General features: G+C 62.7%; 24 protein-coding genes. 6 read left to right on the forward strand and 18 right to left on the reverse strand.

Annotation, left to right across the window (positions count from 1 at the left end; translation table 11 throughout):
• Nucleotides 1-78 precede the first annotated feature (78 nt).
• Nucleotides 79-1,182, reverse strand: coding sequence for an AI-2E family transporter (locus ABGM93_RS12905; RefSeq protein ID WP_321500024.1), 1,104 nt, complete (start codon nt 1,180-1,182; stop codon nt 79-81).
• Between the two features lie 173 nt (nt 1,183-1,355).
• Here ABGM93_RS12905 and ABGM93_RS12910 point away from each other — a divergent pair, with 173 nt between their 5' ends.
• Entirely contained in the window at nt 1,356-1,553 is a 198-nt protein-coding gene (locus ABGM93_RS12910; protein ID WP_319772400.1) for a CsbD family protein, read from the forward strand.
• A gap of 83 nt (nt 1,554-1,636) precedes the next feature.
• On the opposite strand, the gene ABGM93_RS12915 is transcribed toward ABGM93_RS12910, so the two are convergent.
• The gene (locus ABGM93_RS12915; RefSeq protein WP_321500027.1) at nt 1,637-2,434 is read right to left on the reverse strand and encodes a response regulator; all 798 of its coding nucleotides are present in this window, start codon (nt 2,432-2,434) and stop codon (nt 1,637-1,639) included.
• A gap of 137 nt (nt 2,435-2,571) precedes the next feature.
• Between ABGM93_RS12915 and ABGM93_RS12920 the strand changes: the two genes are divergently transcribed.
• Entirely contained in the window at nt 2,572-2,793 is a 222-nt protein-coding gene (locus ABGM93_RS12920) for a NepR family anti-sigma factor (protein WP_321500029.1), read from the forward strand.
• A gap of 89 nt (nt 2,794-2,882) precedes the next feature.
• Here the strand turns inward: ABGM93_RS12920 and ABGM93_RS12925 are convergent, their stop codons facing one another.
• The 4 genes from ABGM93_RS12925 to ABGM93_RS12940 form a co-directional block, all read right to left on the reverse strand.
• Nucleotides 2,883-3,398 (reverse strand): DNA starvation/stationary phase protection protein, encoded by a 516-nt coding sequence (locus tag ABGM93_RS12925; protein WP_321500031.1) that lies wholly within the window; start codon nt 3,396-3,398, stop codon nt 2,883-2,885.
• 62 nt (nt 3,399-3,460) lie between these two features.
• On the reverse strand, nt 3,461-3,901 hold the full coding sequence (locus tag ABGM93_RS12930) for a hypothetical protein (protein WP_321500033.1): 441 nt from the start codon (nt 3,899-3,901) through the stop codon (nt 3,461-3,463).
• Nucleotides 3,902-3,905: 4 nt separating this feature from the next.
• Nucleotides 3,906-4,247, reverse strand: coding sequence for a DUF883 C-terminal domain-containing protein (locus ABGM93_RS12935; RefSeq protein ID WP_321500036.1), 342 nt, complete (start codon nt 4,245-4,247; stop codon nt 3,906-3,908).
• Nucleotides 4,248-4,459: 212 nt separating this feature from the next.
• Nucleotides 4,460-5,626, reverse strand: coding sequence for a PRC-barrel domain-containing protein (locus ABGM93_RS12940; protein WP_321500038.1), 1,167 nt, complete (start codon nt 5,624-5,626; stop codon nt 4,460-4,462).
• 399 nt (nt 5,627-6,025) lie between these two features.
• Between ABGM93_RS12940 and ABGM93_RS12945 the strand changes: the two genes are divergently transcribed.
• A complete protein-coding gene (locus ABGM93_RS12945) occupies nt 6,026-6,205 on the forward strand; it encodes a DUF1328 domain-containing protein (RefSeq protein WP_319772393.1) in 180 nt (59 codons plus the stop codon).
• A 139-nt stretch (nt 6,206-6,344) separates the two neighbouring features.
• On the opposite strand, the gene ABGM93_RS12950 is transcribed toward ABGM93_RS12945, so the two are convergent.
• The 5 genes from ABGM93_RS12950 to ABGM93_RS12970 form a co-directional block, all read right to left on the reverse strand.
• Nucleotides 6,345-7,955: a histidine kinase dimerization/phosphoacceptor domain -containing protein gene (locus ABGM93_RS12950; RefSeq protein WP_321500040.1), complete on the reverse strand. Its 1,611-nt coding sequence runs from the start codon at nt 7,953-7,955 to the stop codon at nt 6,345-6,347.
• Nucleotides 7,942-8,520, reverse strand: coding sequence for a sigma-70 family RNA polymerase sigma factor (locus ABGM93_RS12955; RefSeq protein ID WP_321500042.1), 579 nt, complete (start codon nt 8,518-8,520; stop codon nt 7,942-7,944). The genes ABGM93_RS12950 and ABGM93_RS12955 overlap by 14 nt, the downstream gene beginning before the upstream one ends.
• Entirely contained in the window at nt 8,513-8,710 is a 198-nt protein-coding gene (locus ABGM93_RS12960) for a NepR family anti-sigma factor (RefSeq protein WP_321500044.1), read from the reverse strand. The genes ABGM93_RS12955 and ABGM93_RS12960 overlap by 8 nt, the downstream gene beginning before the upstream one ends.
• A gap of 276 nt (nt 8,711-8,986) precedes the next feature.
• A complete protein-coding gene (locus ABGM93_RS12965) occupies nt 8,987-9,178 on the reverse strand; it encodes a PLDc N-terminal domain-containing protein (RefSeq protein WP_321500046.1) in 192 nt (63 codons plus the stop codon).
• A 509-nt stretch (nt 9,179-9,687) separates the two neighbouring features.
• Nucleotides 9,688-10,593 (reverse strand): alpha/beta hydrolase, encoded by a 906-nt coding sequence (locus tag ABGM93_RS12970; RefSeq protein ID WP_321500048.1) that lies wholly within the window; start codon nt 10,591-10,593, stop codon nt 9,688-9,690.
• A gap of 213 nt (nt 10,594-10,806) precedes the next feature.
• Between ABGM93_RS12970 and ABGM93_RS12975 the strand changes: the two genes are divergently transcribed.
• From ABGM93_RS12975 to ABGM93_RS12985, 3 genes are all read left to right on the forward strand, one after another.
• Complete coding sequence (locus ABGM93_RS12975; protein ID WP_321500050.1) at nt 10,807-11,670, forward strand: GNAT family N-acetyltransferase; 864 nt, start codon at nt 10,807-10,809, stop codon at nt 11,668-11,670.
• A gap of 196 nt (nt 11,671-11,866) precedes the next feature.
• A complete protein-coding gene (gene atzF, locus ABGM93_RS12980) occupies nt 11,867-13,204 on the forward strand; it encodes an allophanate hydrolase (RefSeq protein WP_321500052.1) in 1,338 nt (445 codons plus the stop codon).
• Nucleotides 13,205-13,389: 185 nt separating this feature from the next.
• On the forward strand, nt 13,390-14,073 hold the full coding sequence (locus tag ABGM93_RS12985) for a GntR family transcriptional regulator (RefSeq protein ID WP_321500054.1): 684 nt from the start codon (nt 13,390-13,392) through the stop codon (nt 14,071-14,073).
• Nucleotides 14,074-14,083: 10 nt separating this feature from the next.
• On the opposite strand, the gene ABGM93_RS12990 is transcribed toward ABGM93_RS12985, so the two are convergent.
• The 7 genes from ABGM93_RS12990 to ABGM93_RS13020 all read right to left on the reverse strand — a co-directional run bounded on the left by ABGM93_RS12990 (nt 14,084) and on the right by ABGM93_RS13020 (nt 22,234).
• Nucleotides 14,084-14,230 carry a hypothetical protein gene (locus ABGM93_RS12990; protein WP_319772384.1) on the reverse strand — a complete coding sequence of 49 codons (147 nt, stop codon included), beginning with the start codon at nt 14,228-14,230 and terminating at the stop codon, nt 14,084-14,086.
• A gap of 180 nt (nt 14,231-14,410) precedes the next feature.
• A complete protein-coding gene (lpdA, locus tag ABGM93_RS12995) occupies nt 14,411-15,814 on the reverse strand; it encodes a dihydrolipoyl dehydrogenase (protein WP_321500056.1) in 1,404 nt (467 codons plus the stop codon).
• A gap of 55 nt (nt 15,815-15,869) precedes the next feature.
• Complete coding sequence (locus tag ABGM93_RS13000; RefSeq protein ID WP_319772382.1) at nt 15,870-16,625, reverse strand: SDR family oxidoreductase; 756 nt, start codon at nt 16,623-16,625, stop codon at nt 15,870-15,872.
• 92 nt (nt 16,626-16,717) lie between these two features.
• Complete coding sequence (locus tag ABGM93_RS13005) at nt 16,718-17,125, reverse strand: hypothetical protein (RefSeq protein WP_321500059.1); 408 nt, start codon at nt 17,123-17,125, stop codon at nt 16,718-16,720.
• Between the two features lie 92 nt (nt 17,126-17,217).
• A complete protein-coding gene (locus ABGM93_RS13010) occupies nt 17,218-17,832 on the reverse strand; it encodes a LysE family translocator (RefSeq protein WP_321500061.1) in 615 nt (204 codons plus the stop codon).
• Nucleotides 17,833-17,929: 97 nt separating this feature from the next.
• Entirely contained in the window at nt 17,930-19,153 is a 1,224-nt protein-coding gene (gene odhB / locus ABGM93_RS13015; protein WP_321500063.1) for a 2-oxoglutarate dehydrogenase complex dihydrolipoyllysine-residue succinyltransferase, read from the reverse strand.
• A 93-nt stretch (nt 19,154-19,246) separates the two neighbouring features.
• The gene (locus ABGM93_RS13020) at nt 19,247-22,234 is read right to left on the reverse strand and encodes a 2-oxoglutarate dehydrogenase E1 component (RefSeq protein WP_321500065.1); all 2,988 of its coding nucleotides are present in this window, start codon (nt 22,232-22,234) and stop codon (nt 19,247-19,249) included.
• Nucleotides 22,235-22,472: the final 238 nt, after the last annotated feature.

The raw sequence follows: 22,472 nt of genomic DNA on the forward strand, positions 1-22,472 counted from the left end.
GAGGTGTGATTGTTGCCGACCGCTCCGAGGGATGTCGGTCATCTTGCGTGAACGCCGGTTGGACGCTTTGGTTCCCGATTAGACCGATCTGCGTTCCGACACGGGGACGACGGGCACGATGTTGGTCACCACCGCATAGACGATCAGCAGACAGGGCACGGCGATGAACCCGCCGACCGGGCCCCAAAGCCAGATCCAGAAGGCAATCGACAGAAAGACGAGGAAGGGGTTCAGCGTCATGGTGCGGCCAAGCACATGCGGGGTGACGAACTGGGCCTCGGTGAGATTGATTGCCAGATAGACCAGAGGCGGCGTCAGCGCCCCCGTAATATCGGGATAGCTCGCCAACCCGACGCCGAAGAGCAGAAAGGCCATGATGGCCGGTCCGATATAGATCACGTAGTTCAGAACGCCCGCAAGGAGCCCCCAAAGCAGAGGCGAAGGCACACCGAGCGCCCACATGACAAGAGAGACGACAATCCCAAGACCGATATTGACCACCGTGATCGACAACAGGTAGCGCGAGACCAGCGTCTCGATATCGCGAAAGGCATGCGCGATGCGCCAGCGCAGGCGACGCGAGAAACACAAGGACAGCACCCCGAGACGAATGTTCTTGCGCGTCGCGATGTAGAAATAGAGCGCGGCCAGAAACATCAGTACCTGCGCGAAGATGGCGGGCGCGAGATAGGCCACGCTCTCCACGGTGCTCCCGTCCTCCACATTCACGCTCATCGCCGCCTTCTGACCCAGGGCCCCGCGCAACTGTTCGCCGAGCCCGACAACGGAAGCGATGACGCCTTGCCAGTCGGTCAGGCCCGCCTGAAGCTTGCGCCACATGGCGGGAAGCTTGTCGAGCCAGTCTGCAAGCGGAACGGCGAAGCCTGTCATGGCCAGTCCCAGCAGCGTCACGAAGAGCACGACCATCGCGGCGGCGGAAATCCAGGAGGGAATGCCCACCCGCTCGATGCGATCGGCAAGAGGACCGAGCATCAGCCCAATGATGATCGCGAGCGCAACGGGCGCAAGAATCATCTGCGCCAAATCCAGAACCGCCACAAGCACGACCAGCCCGACCACGACCGTCATCAGCTGCGCGGCGATGCGCAAGGTCGCCGCCGCATCCTGCCGGGCGGTTATTGGCTTTCGCCAGGATCGATAACTGGACTGGATGGTCAACATCTCAATATTCCGGTTGGATTGACCTCGTTTAACGCGAGAACCGGGTCAATGTTCCGCGGAAGCGCAAAGAAAAACCGGAAACAAAAATTGGAACCGGGAGCCCCTCCGGCACGTTTTTCCTGCAAGACGGGCGATGATCGACCCGACAGTCATACAAACGAGAGGAGAAAACGATGAATTGGGACCAGGTTGAAGGTAATTGGGAGCAGTTCAAGGGCAAGGTTCAGTCCAAGTGGGGCGAGCTGACCGGTGACGATCTCGACGTCATCAAAGGCGATCGCAAGCAGCTTGCCGGCAAGCTCCAGGAGCGCTACGGAACCGCGCGCGAGGACGCCGAGCGTCAGATCGATGACTGGCTTAGCCAGCACTGATCGGTCGGACCCCTTCCGACCACACATAGAAAAGCCGGGGTCGCGGATGCGACCCCGGCTTTTTCACATCCTGCGGCACCCAATCAGGCGCGTGCCGCGCTCACATTCTCGTTGAAGAACAGCGCCTGATTGATCAGCGCCTTCACCATGTCGGGATTGAAGGGCTTGGTAATCAGGAAGGTCGGCTCGGGGCGTTCGCCCGTCAGCAGGCGCTCGGGGAAAGCGGTGATGAAAATCACCGGCAGGCTCGCTTCCTTCAAAATGTCGTGGACAGCGTCGATGCCCGAGGAGCCATCGGCAAGCTGGATATCGGCAAGAACGAGCTTGGGCGAGGTGCGGGAAAAGAGATCGACCGCTTCCTTGTGGGTGCGTGCGACGCCAGTGACCTTGTGGCCGAGCTCTTCCACGATGTATTCCAGATCCATCGCGATCAACGGCTCGTCCTCGATGATCATCACATCGGTGGCGATGCGCTGGGAAAGCTCGCGACCGGCATCCCCCATGAGCTCGCCGACGCGTTCTTCGGGGACGGACAGGATCTCGGCCACTTCCGAGGAGGTGAAGCCTTCAACGGAGCTGAGCAGAAAAGCCTGGCAGGCAAGCGGAGAAATAGCCTGAAGATTGGCGGTCGCCGTGCGCTCCCAACCGAAGGGCGAATCGACCTCCGGAACCTCGATCCGGGTGGAACCGAAAATGGCGGCGAAGAGTTTGTAGAGCGAGACGCGATCGCCGGAAGTCTGCGGAAATGCCGAAACATCGGCGATCAACGCTTCGAGCACCGCGGCGACATAGGCATCGCCGGAACTTTGAGATCCGGTAACAGCCCGCGCATAGCGCCGCAGGTACGGCAGGTGAGAGGCTACCCGGGTGGACAGCGACATGAGAAACTCCCCGATTGCAGGCAGATATGATCTTTGACAGCATGCCAACGGTCAGATGCGGAAAAGGTTCCGCAGTCACGTTTATTTTTGATAGCGCACTGCTGCGCAAAGGTTAAGGCAACGGACGGTTTTTGAAAATGACCTCCAGAAACACCCGCCCCCCGAAAGACACGCAGACTGCCGCCGACGGCGCGCACAATGACGCGGCGCGCGCGGAGGATGCGACACAGGCCCAGATTTCGCGCCAACTGCGTCAAATCTATGAAGCCGTGCAGGGAGAAGGCATTCCGGACCGTTTTCTCGATCTGCTGCATAAGCTCGACGAGGCGGAAAAGGCCCAGGCCGCCAAGGAAGACTGACCCTTTCCGGGGCCCTGCCCGATTCGAACGAAAACGCCCCGCGCCGAGGGTTTCGACGCGGGGCGTTTTCATTTTTCTGTCGCGCTCGCTTACTGCGTGATGATCGCGCGCAGCATCCACAGCGCCTTTTCGTGGAAGGTCATACGGGCGGTGAGCATGTCGGCGGTGACCAGATCGCCCGCCTCGTCGGCCTTAACGCCCGCCTTGCGCATCACCCGAACAGCGGCTTCGTGGTCGGCAACCAGGTCCTTGACCATGCTGATGGCGGAGCCATGATCCACATCCTTGCCGCTCGGCGAGAAGCCGGAAATCTCACCGACCGTCGCCGGAGCCAGATGCCCCAGAGCGCGGATGCGTTCGGCAATGATGTCGGCGGAGCCGAACAAGGCGTTGTAATGGTCTTCCGTCAGCTCATGCAGCGACTTGAAGAGCGGGCCGACCACATTCCAGTGATAGATCTGGCTCTTGATGGTGAGCTGGTAGGTAGAGACGAGGATCTGCGAGAGCATTTCCGACATCTCGGCGCAATAACGCTCGTCGAGGCCGGTATTCAGCGTTTCTTCGTGAGCAACGGGCTTGAGAACGGAAGCAGCAGAGCTGGCCATTTCGATATCTCCTTCATGTTTCGGGCTGTCCGCGACGGCGGAGGTGACGTCGATCGTTTCGATCAGTCTTCCGCAGCATCGCCGTCATCGCCAGACAGCATGTTGAGTGCGACAAAGGCGAGACCGCCGGCGATGGCGGTCATTGTGAGCGCGCGCGAACGCGCCACCGTGGGCAGCAGGGTAAGAACAAGTGAGGCCGTGGCCGCCCGGCGGCGGTCGCGCGCCTCGAAGCGGCGGCGGTCGATGCGGTTGGCAATCAGCACCGCCAGCAGCGCCAGAGCTGCCAGCGCCACCATCGCCGCGGCAATCGACAGCGCGGCCTCAAGCGGGCCGTAGGTGGCCGCGATCCAGATGCCCAGTGCGACCACGCCCGCCACATAGGCCGTCAGCGCGAAGAGCGCGAAGAAGCCGTAAAGCACGGTGTTTCTTCGCGCACGTCGCATCGTCGGCGCGACATCGCCGAAAATCGCAGAGGCGATCGCGGGAGCGAGGCGGGTCAGCATGGGATCAGCGACGCGCCATCAGGGCGGCGAGAAAGCCGACACCGGCGGCGATGCCCAGCGCCTGAAGCGGATGACGGCGGACGCGGCCGCGGATCTGGCGTTCAAGGTCGAGGAACTCGTTGCGCACCAGTTCCAGGGCATCCTGCGAGGCGGCGGTCACATCGCTGCCCGTTTTCGCGGCCTTGCCCTTGATCTCGCTGCCCTTGGCAGCGCCATAGGACTGAAGCGTGCCGGCAAGACCGGAAATATCCTCACGCAGGCGCGCGAGCTCGGCCTCGATATCGGAGATGCTGGCGCCCTTGGTAGCGCCATTTGCGGAATCTGAAGTCTTTGCTGCGGTAGCCATTGGTACCTCCTTGGTAACTGTGAAGATAACGCGGCCCTTCTGCAGTCGTTCCGTATCCGATTAAAAATAATCGCGCCTGTCCCGACGCCGCTTTCAGATCCGTGTATTCTCCACCTCCCGCTACGGCATAAAAAAACGCCGACTAGAAGGCCGGCGTTTTCTATTTGACGGAAAGGGCGGCAGGATCTGCCTCTTTCCCACTGTCAGAATGACTAGCGCACAACGGCTTCCGGATTGGCCTTGTAGGCCTCCTCCGAATAGGTCGGATACGCCTTCAGCTCCTTCTCGGTGACGCCAATGTGAATGCTCAGCTCACCTTCGGCATCCTTGGTGACCTCGACATTCGAGGCATCGAGCGCGACCGGCTTTTCACCGAGGCCCAGGAACCCGCCAACATCGATGATATAGGCGACAAGCTCACCCTCGGGCGAGACGATGACATCGGAGACATCGCCGAGATCATTGCCATCCGCGCCGTAGACGACCGTCCCGATCATTTCGTCCGCGCTCAGCACGGAAGGATCGACATTCATGGCGGCCAGATCACCGTCCTTGGTGCGCCCCACCTCGGCCTCGCCGGTCTTCATCGTCTCGACCGTCTTGTCGCCCGACCTCAGGTCGTCGGCGGTCATGTCCATCGTGGACTCACCCTCGGACGCCGGCATCTTGTTGGCCGCCTGATCCTTGGACATGTTGCCGTCCATGCCATCGGTCGACTGGTTGGAAGCCAGCTTGTCGATCACCGGGCTGTCAAAGGTCTTCTCGTCGTTGGTGCCGACGATTTCTTCCACGGGAATGCCGTCCCCGGCATTCAGCGTCGCACTGTCGGCGGCATCGCCGGACATCGTGTCATTGGAAGCCACCTTTTCGCCCGACGCCGTCTGCTCCGTGCTCATGGAGCTGTGCATCTCGTTGTCGGACTTATCGATCACGGAGCGATCGAATGCCGGGGCGGCCTCCAGATCCTCACGGGTGGCATCGATGCTCAGGATGCGCTCGCCATCGCGGCTCGTCCAGGCGACGCGGTCGAAATTGACCGCGATTTCGCGCTCACCCACGCCGAGGAAACCACCCGCACCGATCACGACGGCCGCAACCTCGCCTTCCGGCGTGATCACCACGTCATTGATGTCACCAACGGCCTCGGCCTCTTCGCCCGTGCCATTGTAGACGGTCTTGCCCATCAGCGAGGAGGCCATGATCTGGCCCTTGGTGGCCTGGATATAGCGGCCCATGGTCATGTCATCGGCCTTCGCGGACGCGGCCGCCGCGGTGGCGGGCTTTGCAGCGTTTTCGGCTGTTTTCCCAGCCTCTGTGGCAAGCGCGCCGGTGGTCAGCATCGCGGTCAGGGCGGTGGTCGTCAAAAGCGCACGGATCATGATAAGATCTCCCAGTATGTCGTGTTTGGCATACAGGCCGCGCCGGGCGTCATGTTTTCGCAGACGTTGCGTCCGGCGTGGCCGTCTCATGCCACAACAACGGAACGGACGAACCAAAGTTCCGCATCCAATTCAAAAATAAATTCGGAACCGGCAATCGGTTACAGGCGCGCAAAGCTATATATATTAAAGAGTGCCGCCCTCTCATTTTAGCCCAAGCACCATATCGGCCCGAAATACGTTTGAATGCGCGATGCCAGATTATCGGCTGCTTCATTTTATTTCATCGGATGCGATTTTCTGGTGAACCTTATCGTCAATAGCGCGTTGTCACTTCAACGGCGCCAAGGCGCTGGATGTCAATCAGACGCTGAACACGCATCACCAGAGGAGTTTATCATGTTCGGTTGGGCCATTACCTTTCTGGTCGTCGCTCTTATTGCCGCGGTTCTTGGTTTCGGTGGTATTGCAGGTGCCGCAGTCGGCATTGCCAAGATCATCTTCTTCGTCGCGCTTGCGCTTCTTGTGATCTCGCTGGTCTACGGCGTTGTCACGGGTCGCCGACCGCCGGTTGCCTAAGAACGCCAACAAGACGCGATCAATGACCATCGCCCCGTCTTCCGCGACCGAGAGGTCGCCAGTGGAAGGCGGGGCGATGTCGTTTTCGGGTCTTGCTGGAAAACCAGGCTTGGCAGGAAAACCAGGCCTGGCAGGAAAATCAGGCTTCGCTGATTGGAAGGATGAGGGTCACGATGCCCTCGGCCAGTTCGTATTGGGCAGACAGCTGCGCAAGATAGGCGCGCATCAGACGCGTCCGCATGGGGCGGTGCGGATCGTCATCCTGGCCCGCCAGATAGCCATCGGGACCGCGAATCTCCACCCGCGCGCGCTCGCCTTCCGGCACGATGGTGATCGTGATCTGCTCGGCAGGTGCCAGGTGGTCGAAGCGCGGGGGGAGGAGCTCGGCCAAGATGAAGGCAAGGGGGATCGCCTTGTCGAGCACAATGGTGGTGTGCGCGGCTTTGCCCACTTCAAAGCGAACCCGACCGGATGGCAGTCGAACCGGCTCGCGCAGGGCATCGACGACTTCGCGCACCAGATCCTCCAGCCCGACATCCGTTCCTTCATTGGTGGCGTAGGAAACGCGAAAGGCCGCGGAAATGCCCTGCACCCGCTCAAGCGCCACCCGCAGGGTCGCCTTGTCGCTGGCAAGCGTCGCCTCACGGCGCTGCATGCCCACCAGACTTGCGATCATCTGCAGGGTGTTCTTGATACGGTGGTGCAATTCGCGGGTCAGGCGCTGCTGTTCGGCAAGCGAATTTTCCAGATCCTTCGTGCGATAGGCTATGCGGTCGGCCATCATGTCGAAGGTCATGCCGAGAAGCTGGATTTCGGCAGGGGCGCGCTCAAGCTGTCCCACGCGCGCTTCGGTATCTCCGGCCCCGTACCGGCGGAAGGTGCCATAGATGTGGCGCAGGTAGCGCAGCAGAAAACGCTGCATGCCGAAACGCAGCACCACAAAGACCGCGGCCAGCAGCGTCACCGGCAGAAGCAGCGCGCGCGCCACGCTCAACCACGGCTCGAAAGCCGCCTGTTCGGGCAGAACGCCGGTGGCAATGCGGAAATCGGTGCCGGACACCGGCACGACGGAAATCAGCCATCCATCCTCGGACGGCAGGTTCCGGGTGGCAGTCCCTTGCGCCAGGTCCGCCTTGTCGAGCAAATCGAGAAACGCTTCCTTGTCCTGGCTGCGATCTGAATACTCGGCAAGGATCTTTCCGGCGGGATCGAGCAGGGCGAAGCTGGCATGGCCGGATGTGGTGGCGACAATCGGCGCGATGAGCACGGAGCGCGGCCTCAGGCCGATCGAGATGGCAACGCGATCATTTCCGGATCTGCGCGTAACGACGATCGCCTCACGCTCACTCGCATCGATATCCGTCGGTTCGGCGGAAACCACACTCCCCTCGCGGTACCGTGTGCGAGCGCAATGCGGAAATCCATCGATGACCACACGCAAACTCATCGCCGAAGGTAGCTGGTCCTGCAACGCCGCAAAGACCGCATCGCATTCGATGGCGGTGGGCCGATCACGCAGCACAAGGCCCGCCGCGAAGCCCTCCGCGCGCGCGATGATCTTCGCGCTCGACTGGCCGGTCAGGCGCGCATAATCAATGAATTCCGATCGCGCCGCCTCCGCTCGCCGCACATGGTCGGCATACGAAAAGGCGAAAGCGAGCGCCGCAAGTGGAATGAGGGCGCCCGCTATATAGCCGAAAAGACGGCGATCGATCTTGGAACTTGTTGTTGGAAGCTTAGCCCATGGCACGACTTTTGGCCGTCGGTACTGAGGTGATTGACAGGACCGCCTGAGCGGAACCATCGGGGCCGAACTCGTCGGCGGAAGAAACGCTTAGCATCTCCGCCAGCTTTGCCCGGGCACGGTTGACGCGGCTTTTTACAGTACCAATGGCACATCCGCAAATTTCGGCCGCTTCCTCGTAGGAAAAACCCGACGCTCCGATCAGAATCAGCGCCTCGCGCTGATCATCGGGAAGCTTGTCGAGGGCGGTCCGAAAATCCGCGAAATCCAGATGCCCCTGCTGCTGCGGATGCTCGGCCAGATTGGCCGCATAGGTACCATCGCTGTCCTGCACCTCCCGCTTCGCCTTGCGGCAGTTGGAATAGAAGGTGTTGCGCAGGATCGTAAAAAGCCAGGCCCGCATGTTGGTGCCAGCTGTGAAGGAGTGGAAGTTGCCCCACGCTTTCATCAGAGATTCCTGCACCAGATCGTCGGCGCGATCACCGGCCCCGGTCAACGAGGCGGCAAAGGCACGCATGCTGGGAATACAGGCCACGAATTCGTTGCGCAGTTCCGGCGTAACTTCAGCCATCGTTATTACGCTCCCGACCGGAGTCCGCCGGACTCGCCTCTTCCAGCTGTTGCAACAGCATGGCGATCCGGTCCGGGACCGGCTCATCAAGCACACTGTCATAGATCGACTTCAGCTGTGTGCCGATCTTGGACTGGATATCATCACTGAAGCCAATGCCTTGACGGCGAAGATTGTCTTCATCAGCCATGACGTCTCTTTTCATGGTTTCATCCTCTCGCCGGTTCCGGCAAGGCCTCGTTTCGGCTTGTCAGTCTCGGCGTCACTCACGCCCGATACGCAGGGCGGCGCGACCATGATGGGCCCGACAGCCCTCGGATCGCCTCAGACAACGCAACCGGTGCACACGCCTCCGATCGCCAAACGCTAGGAAGGAAACGCACCTGATACGCGTCGGTTCCATCCAAAGTGAAAAAATTTCCGCAATGTCATGCCGCATTCAGGGCATGACATTGCAGCACCCGGTTCAGGCGTATGAGGCGCGCGACGGCCCTGCCATCAACCAGAGCAAAAAGCCGATCAGCGGCAGCAACAGAATCAGCACGACCCACAGTACCTTGGAACCCGTGGATGCACCGGATCCGAGAATTTTCACGATCGCGTAGACATCCAGAACCAGTATCACGAGGCCCATCAGGCCACCAACTTCGATACCCATCGTCTTTCTCCTTGATCATCGACGCCGGATAGCCCTGAGGGCCGGTCAACCGCGCGCACGCCTGCCGCACCCGTCACGCGGGCGAAGAAAGGATGATTGCTGGTCGATCCACCGTCGCGGTGAAGTTCTGCGAAAGCGCCCACAGGCTCTGAGAAACCAGGTAAAGGAGGCAGGCGGCCAACAGGCCAGCGAGAACGAGCACCGCCGGATGTGTTCGCGGCTTCCGGCCATCGCTCTTGCGCGGCGATTGTTTCGTCATCGCGAGTTCCTCCTGACAGGTCCGGGTTTCACCTCTCCACTTATTCGCGGGGTGGGCCAAAACCCGGCACCGATGGCCCCGCAGAGCGCCAGTTATTCAGCGAACCAACGCAAGGAGAGGCCGGAAAGTTCCGGCCCAATCGGTGCGACATGAAAACCAGCCATGGAACGGCTCTCGAAGGCGATGCAGAAGGGATGCTGCAACCCCTCGCCAGGCGGTCGTTGCGATCTGCGCGACTGCCAGGCGGCGGCTATCGCCCTTGCGCCAGTGTCCAGTTCAAGAGCCGCCACCAGTCGGTCATGCGGATGGGGGTGCCATGTGAGCCGGTGGCGAACACGGTCATGCGTGTCGGATAACCCGCCTCGTGCAGTTTGCGGAAAAAGGCGGTCTGTTCGCCAACCGGATAGACCGGGTCGTCACCACCATGGGTGATGTAGAGCGGCAGACGGGCGCGATAGGCGGATGTGTGAACGAAGTCGGAATTGGGCGCGCCGCCGATGATCGCCATGCCGGCCAGACGCGAGACCGTTTCTGCGTTGCGCGCAGCCCCCCAGCAGATGAAGCTTCCCATGGAGGCGCAGGCGAGGATGACGGGACGCTTCTTGTTGCGGTCGTGGACGCGCTTGACCAGACGGCTGATCGCGTCGACGCCGTCCTGTTCGAAATCGCGCACGGTGGGCGCATAGTAGCTTCCACCGTTCTGGACGATGAGGTTCTTCAGCCGGTTGAAATTGCCGCCAAACGTGTAATCGTTGACACCAAGCCGGCGGTCGCCGCCGCGCCCGTGAATGAAGATGACAGCGAAATCGGCTCCGCGCTTGGCGCCGACACGCGCAAACTCGACCTTGTGCGCGCCCAGGCTGAGCGTTTCATTCGCCTGCAGGCGCGTGACACGGCTGGAGACATAAGCCTCCTTCACCCGCTTTTCCGGCACCGCGTCGCGGCCATAGAGGTCGCGCTGCTTGGAATAATCGACCACGACCCGCGCGCCGTCATCGCTCACGTCGCTGATGGGAAGGTCGGAGAAGAGCTCGTTCTTGAAGGCTTTCAGCGGCAGATCATAGGCGTGCGCGGACGGGGTGGGCGAGGCAAGACCGGCAAGGAATGCGCAAAACAGGATGGCTCGGAAAGACGGCAGGTGGGATATCGGTCGCATTGCGCTCGCTGATCGTTTCGGGGCGTCGACAGGAATGAGCTGCTGACAGGGAGCGGCACTGTGGCAAGCAGCCGGACCGATTGCAACACGGCGTTGCCCCCGCTTACGGATTGAGCGCATACCGGGCATATCCTTGCGGCAACGCCCTTTGCCGCAAGGACATTGCACGTTAATCTCGCGCGCAAACTCATACACTTGCCCCGAAAGACCGCCATGCCAGCCGACCTGACGATCCGCACCATGACACCGCACGATCTTGCGCTGACGCTGGACTGGGCGCGCGAGGAGGGCTGGAATCCGGGGCTTGAGGACGCCGCCGCCTTCCGCTGTGCGGATCCGGACGGGTTCCTCATGGGTTTCGTGGATGACGAGCCGGTTGCCGCCATTTCGGTGGTGGCCTACGGGACGGCGTTCAGCTTTCTCGGGCTTTATATCTGCCGACCGGAATTTCGCGGCAAGGGATATGGCTGGGCCCTGTGGCAGGCGGGGCTTGCGCGCCTGGAGACGGTTGCCCCCGGCGGCACGATCGGGCTCGACGGTGTCATCGCCCAGCAGGACAACTATGCCCGCAGCGGCTTTGTACGCGCCCATCGCAATATCCGCTATGGCGGCCTCTCGATGGTCGACACGCCGCCCGATCCCCGTCTCAACCGCATTGGCCAGGGGCTTTTCCCAACTGTTCGCGACTATGATCGCGCCTTTTTCGGGGTCGACCGCGAGCTGTTTCTGAAAAGCTGGCTCGCGCCGGATGCAAGGACCCACATGGGGTTTGCGCTCATCGAGGACGGCGCCTTGCGCGGCTACGGAGCCATCCGCGCCTGCGAGGAAGGGTTCAAGATCGGGCCGCTCTTTGCCGAGGATGACGAGAGCGCCGACATCCTCTTTCGGGCGCTCGCCGGTCAGGCCAAGGGACGGATGGTCTATCTCGATCTGCCCGAACCAAACGAGGTGGCCGCGCGCATGGCGGAACGCTACGAGCTGTCGCCCGAATTCGAGACCGCCCGCATGTACCGCGGCACCGACCCGAAGCTGCCGGTGGAGCGCATATTCGGCATCACGACTTTCGAACTCGGCTAGGCCGTGAGCCTTCGCGCGCAGAGAGGCAGCTCACCTTGCCCCCGTCTGCGGGAGCAAACGCCCGGATCCTGCCCCATCCCGTGGCGCGCGCTTGCGCCCGTCGCACCGCAGGCCATCGCACTGTCTGCAAGTGCGCCACGTTGTTTCGCAACCTCAGGGCTTGCGACCCGCCGATGCCTGCCAGGAGACAAGGCCCATGCTCGATCTCGCCGCTGGAATCCCCGCCCTTCATGCGGCCTATGCTGCCGGGATCCCTCCCCAGGAGATGATTGCGGCCGTCTTCGGGCGCATCGACGACGTTGGCGATCCGGGCATCTTCATCCATCTGGCAGACAGAACCGCGCTGATGGATGAGGTCCGTGCGCTGGGCGATTTCGACCCCGCCCGGCCCTTGTGGGGCGTCCCTTTCGCGGTGAAGGACAATATCGACGTGGCCGGAATGCCGACGACCGCGGCCTGTCGCGCCTATGAATACCGACCCGAATGCGACGCCTTCGTGGTGGCGCGGCTCAAGGCGGCGGGGGCCATCGTGATCGGCAAGACCAATCTCGACCAGTTCGCGACCGGACTTGTGGGGGTGCGCACCCCCTATCCGGCGCCGAAAAATGCGATCGACCCCGCCCTGGTGCCGGGCGGGTCCAGTTCCGGCTCGGCGGTCGCCGTCGCCCACGGGATTGTCAGCTTTTCTCTCGGCACCGACACGGCCGGCTCCGGACGCGTGCCCGCCGCCCTCAACGATCTTGTCGGCCTGAAGCCGAGCGTGGGCGCGCTTTCGGCCACTGGCATGATACCGGCTTGCCGCACGCTCGACTGCATGTCCGTTTTTGCCCGCAACGTCGCCGATGCCTGGACGGTCTTTGCCCACGCCGCCGTCCATGACCCGCAGGACGCCTATTCCCGCACCTTCGCATTCGCCGCCCCCGAGGGCCTGAAACAGGAGCTGCGCATTGGGGTGCCGCCGCGTGATCAACGCAGGTTCTTCGGCGATGCGGCTCAGGCCGCCGCCTATCAGACCACGCTCGATACGCTTGCCGCGCGCGGGGCGGAGATCGTGAACATCGATTTCGCCGCGTTCCACGAGACCGCCGACCTTCTCTATGAAGGCGCGTGGGTGGCGGAGCGCTATGCCGCGCTGCGCGAGATCATGGAAACACGACCGGAGATCCTTCATCCGGTGACGCGCCGGATCGTGAGCGCCGCGGAAGGCCTGAGCGCCGCCGACGCCTTTGAGGGGCTTTACCGGCTGAAGGCGCTGGAACGCATCACCCATGCGAACATGGCGGGCGTCGATTGTCTTTGCGTCCCCACCATCCCGCGTTTCGTGACAGTGGCGGAAATCGAGGCCGACCCGATCACCCCCAACAGCCAGCTCGGCACATACACAAATTTCGTGAACCTGCTCGATCTGGCAGCCCTGGCCGTCCCCGTTGCTCCGCGCAGCGACGGGCTTCCCGGAAATGTCACCCTAATCGGCGAGGCGGGAAGCGACGGGTTTCTTGCAGGCATCGCCGCCTCGATCGAACGCGGGCGGTGAGGCGGACACCGGCGCAGGTCTGCGGGGCGTATTCGCCCGGCGTCTGCGCCATGCCTCCTGCCCCGCCATGCTGCGGCGACACAGACCTAACCCTCAAGATTTCAAGACGTTATGATCGCCCCGCGATTCGACCTTTCGTTCAGGGCATCGCGAATGGCGGGCAATTACAGGGGGCCAAATCCATCATGTCATCGTCAGACAACGATCTCATTTCCAAGCCCTCACGCAGCCGAACCCGCACCGAGGATATTCGCCTGCAGCTTGCCGATGAGATCGTGAAGGGCGAACTTGTGCCGGGCACACAGCTCGATGAGATGGGCCTCGCCGCACGGTTCGGCGTGTCCCGCACGCCCATTCGGGAGGCCTTGCGCCAGTTGGAGGCGAGCGGGCTTGTGGAGCAAAAGCCCCATTGCGGGGCCTTCGTCGCGAAGCTCTCGCCGGAGCGGCTGGACGAGATGTTCATCGTCATGGCCGAGCTTGAGGCCCTGTGCGCCGGTCTCGCGGCCGTCAACATGAGCGCGGATGAACGGCGCGAGCTGGAAGCCATACTTGCGGATCTCGCCGGGGTGATGCGCCAGGGGGACCCGCAGCGCTACCACGAACTCAACGAGGCCTTTCACAACGCGATCTATGCCGGAAGCCACAACGCCTATCTGGCGGAACTCACCCTAGCGACCCGGCTCAGGCTTGCGCCTTTCCGCCGGGCCCAGTTCCGCACCCTCGGACGGCTGGCGAAATCGCAGGCCGAGCATACGACCATCGTGGAGACGATTGCCCGCGGCGACCGAGCCGGAGCCGCGGAGCTGATGCGGACGCATATCGACACGGTGAAGATCTCCTTCGACACCTATGTCGAGCAGCAGGGCTGACGCTGCGCCGTTACTTGGCCTCGACGGACAGGCCGTTATTGCCGACCTCCACCTCGATGCCCGTGGTCTTCTGCTGTTCCTCGTAATAGAGATAGCCGAAGGTGCCCGCGGCCACGGCAAGGACGGCGACGAGTGCGAAAAGCGCATTGCGGTTCATGGGAGCTTCCCTCCTGAGACGGTTTCAAGGCCCGTGTTCGAGCCTGCTTCGGGAGGAAAACGCCGCGCCACCGCAACCGGTTCCCCTCGATGCCTCAGGCACGGAGATCCGGCACAATGAAAAACGCGCCCGAAGAGCCCCCGGGCGCGTTCCCAATCCGCTTGTCGTTGAACGGTCAGATCACATGTGGATCGGCTTGTCGTAGGTCGCCATGGCGGCCTCGCGCACGGCTTCCGACAGGGTCGGGTGCGCATGGCAGGTGCGTGCCAGATCTTCCGACGAGCCGCCGAACTCCATCAGCACGGCCAGTTCGTGGATCATCTCGCCGACACCCGCGCCGATCATGTGTGCGCCGAGGACCCGGTCGGTCTCCGCATCGGCGAGGATCTTGATGAACCCGTCGGTCTGTCCGATGGCACGGGCGCGGCCATTGGCGGAGAAGGGATACTTGCCCGCCTTGTACTTGATGCCCGCCGCCTTCAGGTCCTCTTCCGTCTTCCCGACGCTTGCAACCTCCGGCATGGTGTAGACCACGCCCGGAATGACGTCGTAATTCACGTGACCGGCCTGACCGGCGAGGATCTCGGCAAGGGCTGCACCCTCATCCTCGGCCTTGTGGGCCAGCATCGGACCGGCGATCACGTCGCCGATGGCGTAGATGCCGTCAACAGAGGTCTTGAAGTGGGCGTCGGTCTTCACGCGCTTGCGCTCATCGAGCTCAACGCCGACCGCCTCAAGGCCCAGGCCTTCGGTGTAGGGACGCCGTCCGATGGCGACCAGAACCACATCGGCTTCAAGTGTTTCCGCCTTGCCGTCGCCGGAGGCCGGTTCCACGGAAACCTTCAGGCCGCTTCCTGCCTTCTCCACGCCCGTCACCTTCGCGCCGAGCTTGAAGTCGAAGCCCTGCTTCTTGAGGATGCGCTGGAAGTTCTTGGCGACATCGCCATCCATGCCCGGCAGGATGCGGTCGAGGAATTCGACCACCGTCACCTCGGCGCCGAGACGACGCCAGACGGAGCCGAGCTCAAGCCCGATCACGCCCGCACCGACCACGATCATCTTGCCCGGCACCTTTTCCAGCGACAGCGCGCCGGTGGAGGAGACGACCTTCTTCTCGTCAATCTCGATGCCCGGCAGCGGCGCGACGTCGGAGCCGGTGGCGATGACGATGTTCTTCGCTTCCAGCGTCTGGGTGGAGCCGTCTTCGCCGGTGACTTCCACCTTGCCGGGAGCGGCAATCTTGCCGGTGCCCTGGATGGCGTCGATCTTGTTCTTCTTGAACAGGAAGGTCACGCCGCCGGTGTTGGAATCGATCACGTCCTGCTTGTGCTTCATCATGGTGGGCAGGTCGAGCTTGGGCTTGCCGACCTTGATGCCGAAGCCTTCAAAGGCGTGGCTCGCTTCCTCAAACAGCTCCGATGTGTGCAGCAGCGCCTTGGACGGGATACATCCAATATTCAGGCAGGTGCCGCCATAGGTTGCGCGTTTCTCGACAACAGCCACCTTCAGGCCGAGCTGCGCGGCCTTCACCGCACACACATAACCACCGGGGCCGGAGCCGATAATGCAGAGATCGTAGGACATCGGAGCCTCTTGTCAGGTTGATTTCCACCCGGCCTTCACACCGGGTCTTGAGCATTCACACGGCGCGGCCGCCGGATACATCCACAACCGCGCCCGTCGTGTAGGACGAAACATCGCTCGACAGCCAGATGATCGCGCTTGCCACTTCTTCTGCGGTTCCCGCGCGCCCCATCGGCAGTGAGGAGCCAAGCCGCGCCACCCGGTCCGGGTCGCCGCCGCTGGCATGAATTTCCGTATCGATGATGCCGGGTCTGACGGCATTCACCCTGATTTTCTCCCCCACCACTTCCTTGGCAAGCGCCATGGTGAAGGTCTCCACCGCGCCTTTGGACGACGCATAGTCGATGAATTGCGACGGCGATCCGAGCGTCACCGACGCGGATGACAGGTTCACGATCGTGCCGCCGCGCCCACCATGAGCACTCGACATGCGCTTCACCGCCTCACGTGCGCACAACATGGTGCCGAAGACATTGATCTCGAACATCCGGCGCAGACGATCCATCGACATGTCTTCCAGCCGCTCGGCATCGTCGACCACGCCCGCATTGTTGACCAGCCCATCGAGGCGGCCATAGCGGACATCGATCTGCTCGAACATCGCCAACACGGCCTCCTCGTCGGAGACGTCGGCCCCGATGGCGAAGGCCTGCCCGCCATCGGCGATGATATCGCCGACCACCATATCGGCGGCAGCCGAATTGGCGGCGTAATTGACGACGACACGGTATCCGGCCTGAGCCGCCAGATGCGCCGTCGCAGCCCCGATGCCGCGCGAGCCGCCGGTGACCAGCATGACGGGCGCGCTCATGGGCGCACCTCGCATCTGTTCGCCTCGCTCCGGCAGGTCAGCTTTCGTGGCATTGGTTTCCTCATTCCCGGCAGCACCACTCCCTTCGCGCCTCAGCGCCGCGGGATCAGCTTTTCCGAGGCACGCCCGCGGTCCCAGGTCCCGCTCAGCGTGCCGTCGTCGTTGACTATATAGATCACCGGATCGGCCTGTCCCCAGTCAACAGTCAGAACATTGCCCGCAAGAAGGCCCGTGCCCGTGTAGACCTGTCCGGCGATATCCCAGCGAAACCTGGCGCGCGCGCCCTCGATGCGGATGGCAACCGAGCCGGTATAGCGCGAACCGTCGGCGTTGCGACCTTCGGCAGTGTAGGTCCCGGCAAGGCGTGCAAGGGCGCTTGAGGTTTCCGCTGGCGCAGGCGGGGACACCTGAGGGCCTCCGCCCATGATCGCGTTGGGATCGGCAGCCCGCGCGGAACCGGGAACAAGGGCGGCCATGACAAGCCAGATTGCGCAAACCAAGCCCACCGGCCTCACGCCACCTGTCAGCTCGAACCGAACGCTTTGCCTAGCCATCATCCGATTGCCCTTTCCTGAAGGTCCAGTGCCGTGATCTACCTTGAGGACAGCGCCAGTCGCAGACCGAAACCGGCAAAGGCCAGCGCCACCATGCGGTGCATCCATTTCACCACGGCCTCGCTCTTGAGAACCACCGCCCCGACATGGGCGGCGAAGGCCCCGTAGAGCACGAAGACCACAAAGGTCATGGCCATGAACACCGCCCCCATGGCCAGCATCTGCGCTGTGACCGCGCCTTGGCCCGGGGCAACGAATTGGGGCAGAAAGGCGAGGAAAAACACCGTGAGCTTGGGGTTCAGTACGTTGATCAGGCAGCCCGTTCGCGCGATGGCGAAGAAGGATTTCTGCGGCCGGTCAGCGTCCAGCAGGGCAATGGGGCCCGAATTGCGCAGCGTCTGCCAGGCCAGATAGAGAAGATAGGCGACACCGGCGAAGCGGATGATCTGATAGGCGAGCGCGCCTGCATGCATCAGGGCGGAAAGCCCGAGGACCGAGGCGGCAATGGCAGGAACGATACCGAATGTGCAGCCGGTTGCAGCCGCAATGGCCGCAAGACGCCCGCCGGAGAGACCGACGGCCACGGTATAGACGACACCGGTGCCCGGAAGCAGCACCACAACCAGTGCGGTCATCAGGAATTCCAGGTTCATTTCCCTGCTCCCTGCCCCTGCCCCTGAGGGCTCACCTGCCGGGTTTTGGAAAAACCGCCGCCCCGTCGGGGCGGCGGCCTGTTTCGTCTTGACGGTGCTAGAGGTCCAGCACGAGGCGCTGGACGTCTTCCAGGCTTTCCTTGATGCGCACGAGGAAGGTCACCGCTTCCTTGCCGTCGACCACGCGGTGATCGTAGGACAGCGCCAGATACATCATCGGACGCGCCACGATCTGGCCGTTCACCACCATCGGGCGTTCCTGGATCTTGTGCATGCCGAGAATGCCCGACTGCGGCGCGTTCAGGATCGGCGAGGACATCAGCGAGCCGTAGACACCGCCGTTGGAGATGGTGAAGGTGCCGCCCTGCATCTCGTCGATGCCGAGCTTGCCGTCACGGGCCTTGCGACCGAATTCGGCGATCTTCTTTTCGATCTCGGCAATGGACATCTGGTCCGCATCGCGCACGACCGGAACGACAAGGCCCTTGTCGGTGCCGACCGCCACGCCGATGTTGCAGAAGTTCTTGTAGATGAGGTCGGTGCCGTCGATCTCGGCATTGACCGCGGGGATCTCCTTCAGCGCATGGCACACGGCCTTGGTGAAGAAGCCCATGAAGCCGAGCTTCACGCCGTGCTTCTTCTCGAAGAGATCCTTGTAGGTCTTCCGCAGATCCATGATCGGGCCCATGTCCACCTCATTGTAGGTGGTGAGCATGGCGGCCGTGTTCTGCGCGTCCTTCAGGCGGCGCGCGATGGTCTGGCGCAGCTTGGTCATGCGCACGCGCTCTTCGCGCGCTTCATCCTCGACAGCCACAGGACCACGCGCAGCAGCTGCCGGAGCCGGAGCGGCGGAGGTCTTTTCCATGGCCGCCATCACGTCGCCCTTCAGGATCTGGCCACGCTTGCCGGAGCCTTCAACGTCGGAAGCGGAGACGCCCTTTTCCGCCATCATCTTCTGGGCGGAAGGAGCAGGCGGCATGTCGGATCCGGCCTTCGCGGCAGACGCCGGAGCCTCGGAAGCCGGGGCCGGAGCAGACGCGGCAGGCGCCGGGGCGGAAGCGGCGGGGGCAGCCGAGGCACCTGCGCCTTCGGCCAGCGTGCCGAGCAGGGCGCCGACCTCAACGGTTTCGCCTTCGGCGACCAGAATGCTCTCGATCGTGCCCGCAGCCGGGGCCGGCACTTCGATCGTCACCTTGTCTGTTTCCAGCTCGACGAGCGGCTCATCGACGGCGACGGCCTCGCCGGGCTTCTTGAACCACTGCGCGATGGTGGCTTCGGTCACGGATTCGCCCAGGGTGGGCACGCGGATTTCCGTTGCCATGTTATTTCGTCTCTTCGCTTAGCAGCCATGCTGCGGTTTTACGGTCGATATGGCGGGAAGCGGCGGGCGCGACGCGCGCTCGCCGCCTCAAGATCAGCTCTCGGCGAAAGCTTCGTCGAGGAAGGCGCGGAGCTGCGCCATGTGCTTGGACATGAGGCCCGTGGCGGTCGCTGCCGCTGCCGGGCGGCCGACATAACGCGGACGCTCGGTCTTGGCCTCGATCTGCGCCAGAGCCCATTCCAGATAGGGCTGGACATGCGTCCACGAGCCCATGTTCTTCGGCTCTTCCTGACACCAGACCATGTCCGCATTCTTGAAGCGGGTGAGCTCCTGGGCCAGCGCCTTTGTCGGGAAGGGATAGAGCTGCTCGACGCGCAGCAGATAGACATCGTCGATGCCGCGTTTCTCGCGCTCTTCCAGCAGATCGTAATAGACCTTGCCCGTGCACATCACCACGCGCCGGATCTTGTCGTCGGCGACGAGCTTCGGCGTCGTATCCAGCCCCATATCCGCGTCATCCCACAGGATGCGGTGGAACGAGGTGTCGTCGGCCAGTTCCGAAAGCCGCGAGACGCAGCGCTTGTGGCGCAGCAGCGACTTCGGCGTCATCAGGATCAGCGGCTTGCGGAAATCGCGCTTCAGCTGCCGACGCAGAATGTGGAAGTAGTTGGCCGGCGTGGAGCAATAGGCAACCTGCATGTTGTCTTCCGCGCACATCTGGAGATAGCGCTCCAGACGGGCCGAGGAGTGCTCGGGACCCTGCCCCTCATAGCCATGCGGCAGCAGACAGACGAGACCCGACATGCGCAGCCACTTGCGTTCGCCCGACGACAGGAACTGGTCGAAGATCACCTGCGCGCCGTTGGCGAAATCGCCGAACTGCGCTTCCCAGAGCGTCAGGGCGTTGGGCTCGGCCAGCGTGTAGCCATATTCGAAGCCAAGCACCGCCTCTTCCGACAGCATCGAGTTGATGACCTCGTAGCGCTCCTGATCCTCGCTCACATTGGCGAGCGGGATGTAGCGGGCTTCCGTCTCCTGATCGTAGAGCACGGAATGGCGCTGCGAGAAGGTGCCGCGCTCCACGTCCTGACCGGACAGGCGCACCTTGTGGCCTTCCTTCAGAAGGGATCCGAAGGCCAGCGCCTCGGCGGTCGCCCAGTCGATGTTCTCGCCCGTCTCGATCATCTTGGCGCGGTTCGACATGAAGCGCCGGATGGTGCGATGGGCATTGAAATCGTCAGGGATCGTGGAGAGCTTCGTGCCGAGATCGCGCAGCGTGGCATCGCTCAGGCCGGTCTGGCCGCGGCGCGGGTCCTCGCTGCTGGCGGCCTGCTTCAGGCCCGCCCACTTGCCGTCGAGCCAGTCCGCCTTGTTGGGCTTGTAGGCCTGGCCGGCTTCGAACTCTTCGTCGTTGCGGGCCCGCCATTCAGCGCGCAGCGCCTCGACCTCGTCGGCGGTGACCACACCCTCGCCGATGAGCTTGTCGGCATAGATCTGCAGCGTGGTCGGATGCTGACGGATCTCGCGATACATGATCGGCTGGGTGAAGGCGGGTTCGTCGCCCTCATTGTGGCCGAAGCGGCGATAGCAGAACATGTCGATGACGACCGGCTTGCCGAAGGCCTGACGGAATTCCGTCGCGACCTTGGCCGCATAGACCACGGCTTCCGGGTCATCGCCGTTCACGTGGAAGATCGGCGCCTCGATCATCTTGGCGACGTCGGAGGGGTATGGCGACGAGCGCGAGAAACGCGGGTTCGTCGTGAAGCCGATCTGGTTGTTGATGATGAAGTGGATCGAACCGCCGGTGCGGTGACCGCGAAGGGCCGACAGGCCGAAACATTCGGCCACGACGCCCTGACCGGCAAAGGCGGCATCGCCGTGCAGCAGCAGCGGCAGGACCTTGGAGCGGTCGACGTCAACCGTCTCCACCCAATGCCCATCCTTGACGGAGTGCTGGTCCTGCTTGGCGCGGGCCTTGCCCAGCACCACCGGGTTGACGATTTCCAGATGCGAGGGGTTCGCGGTGAGCGAGAGGTGCACCTTGTTGCCGTCGAACTCGCGGTCGGACGATGCGCCGAGGTGGTACTTCACGTCGCCGGAGCCTTCCACGTCGTCGGGCGCGTAGGACCCGCCCTTGAACTCGTGGAAGATGGCGCGAAGCGGCTTGCCCATCACCTGGGAGAGAACGTTCAGACGGCCGCGGTGAGCCATGCCGAGAACGATTTCCTTCAGGCCCAGCTGACCGCCGCGCTTGATGATCTGTTCCAGCGCGGGCAGAAGCGCCTCGCCACCGTCCAGACCGAAACGCTTGGTGCCGGTGTATTTGACATCAAGGAACTTCTCGAAGCCCTCCGCCTCAACCAGCTTGTTGAGGATGGCCTTCTTGCCTTCCTTGGTGAAGGTGATCTGCTTGTCCGGGCCTTCGATGCGCTCCTGAATCCAGGCCTTTTCAGCCGGATCGGAGATGTGCATGAACTCCACGGCCAGCGTGGAGCAATAGGTGCGCTTGAGGATCGCCAGCATCTCGCGGATGGTGGCGAATTCCAGCCCCAGAACGTGATCGATGAAGATCGGACGGTCCCAGTCGGCCTCCGCAAAGCCATAGGTGCCCGGATGCAGCTCGACGTGATCCTTCATCGGCTCAAGCTTCAAGGGATCGAGGTCGGCCTGCAGATGGCCGCGCATGCGATAGGCGCGGATCATCATCAGCGCGCGCACGGAATCGCGGGTCGCCTGCTGGACCAGCGCTTCCGACATGGGCGCGCCCTTGGCGGCAGCCTTGTCCTTGATCTTTTCCGCGATCTTCGGCTCAAGCGCGGCCCAGTTGCCGTCGAGTGCCGCCACAAGTTCGCTATTGGGCGTCATCGGCCAGTCGGGCCGTTTCCAGCTTGCGCCGCGCGCCTGTTTGACGACGTCCGCGGGCTCGTCCTTCAGCTTGTCGAAGAAATCACGCCATACCACATCCAGCGAAGCCGGATTTTCCTGATATTGCGCATAGAGGTCTTCGATATAGGCTGCGTTCGCGCCGTAAAGGAACGACGTCAGTGCGAATGCTTCGTTCGCGTCCTGCCGTGCCATTGTGTCTGTCAGCGAAGGGTATTGACCTCCGCCCCGCTCATGACGGCGCGACGTTCCAGCCGCGCCTTGTGGCCAGTGTGAGGACGGCAACCGTCCCCGATGATGTGTGAGCGCGGCCCGCAAAGGCCGCCCTCTCTTCGTCAGTGCTTCATCAGCTCGTCGTCAGTATGCGCCATATTGCCGCATCATCATACCGTAAAGGGCGTCCGTCTAACTCCGGAAGCCCTCGTCAAGCAAG

It is taken from the genome of Breoghania sp. (assembly GCF_963674635.1).
Taxonomy (GTDB): domain Bacteria; phylum Pseudomonadota; class Alphaproteobacteria; order Rhizobiales; family Stappiaceae; genus Breoghania.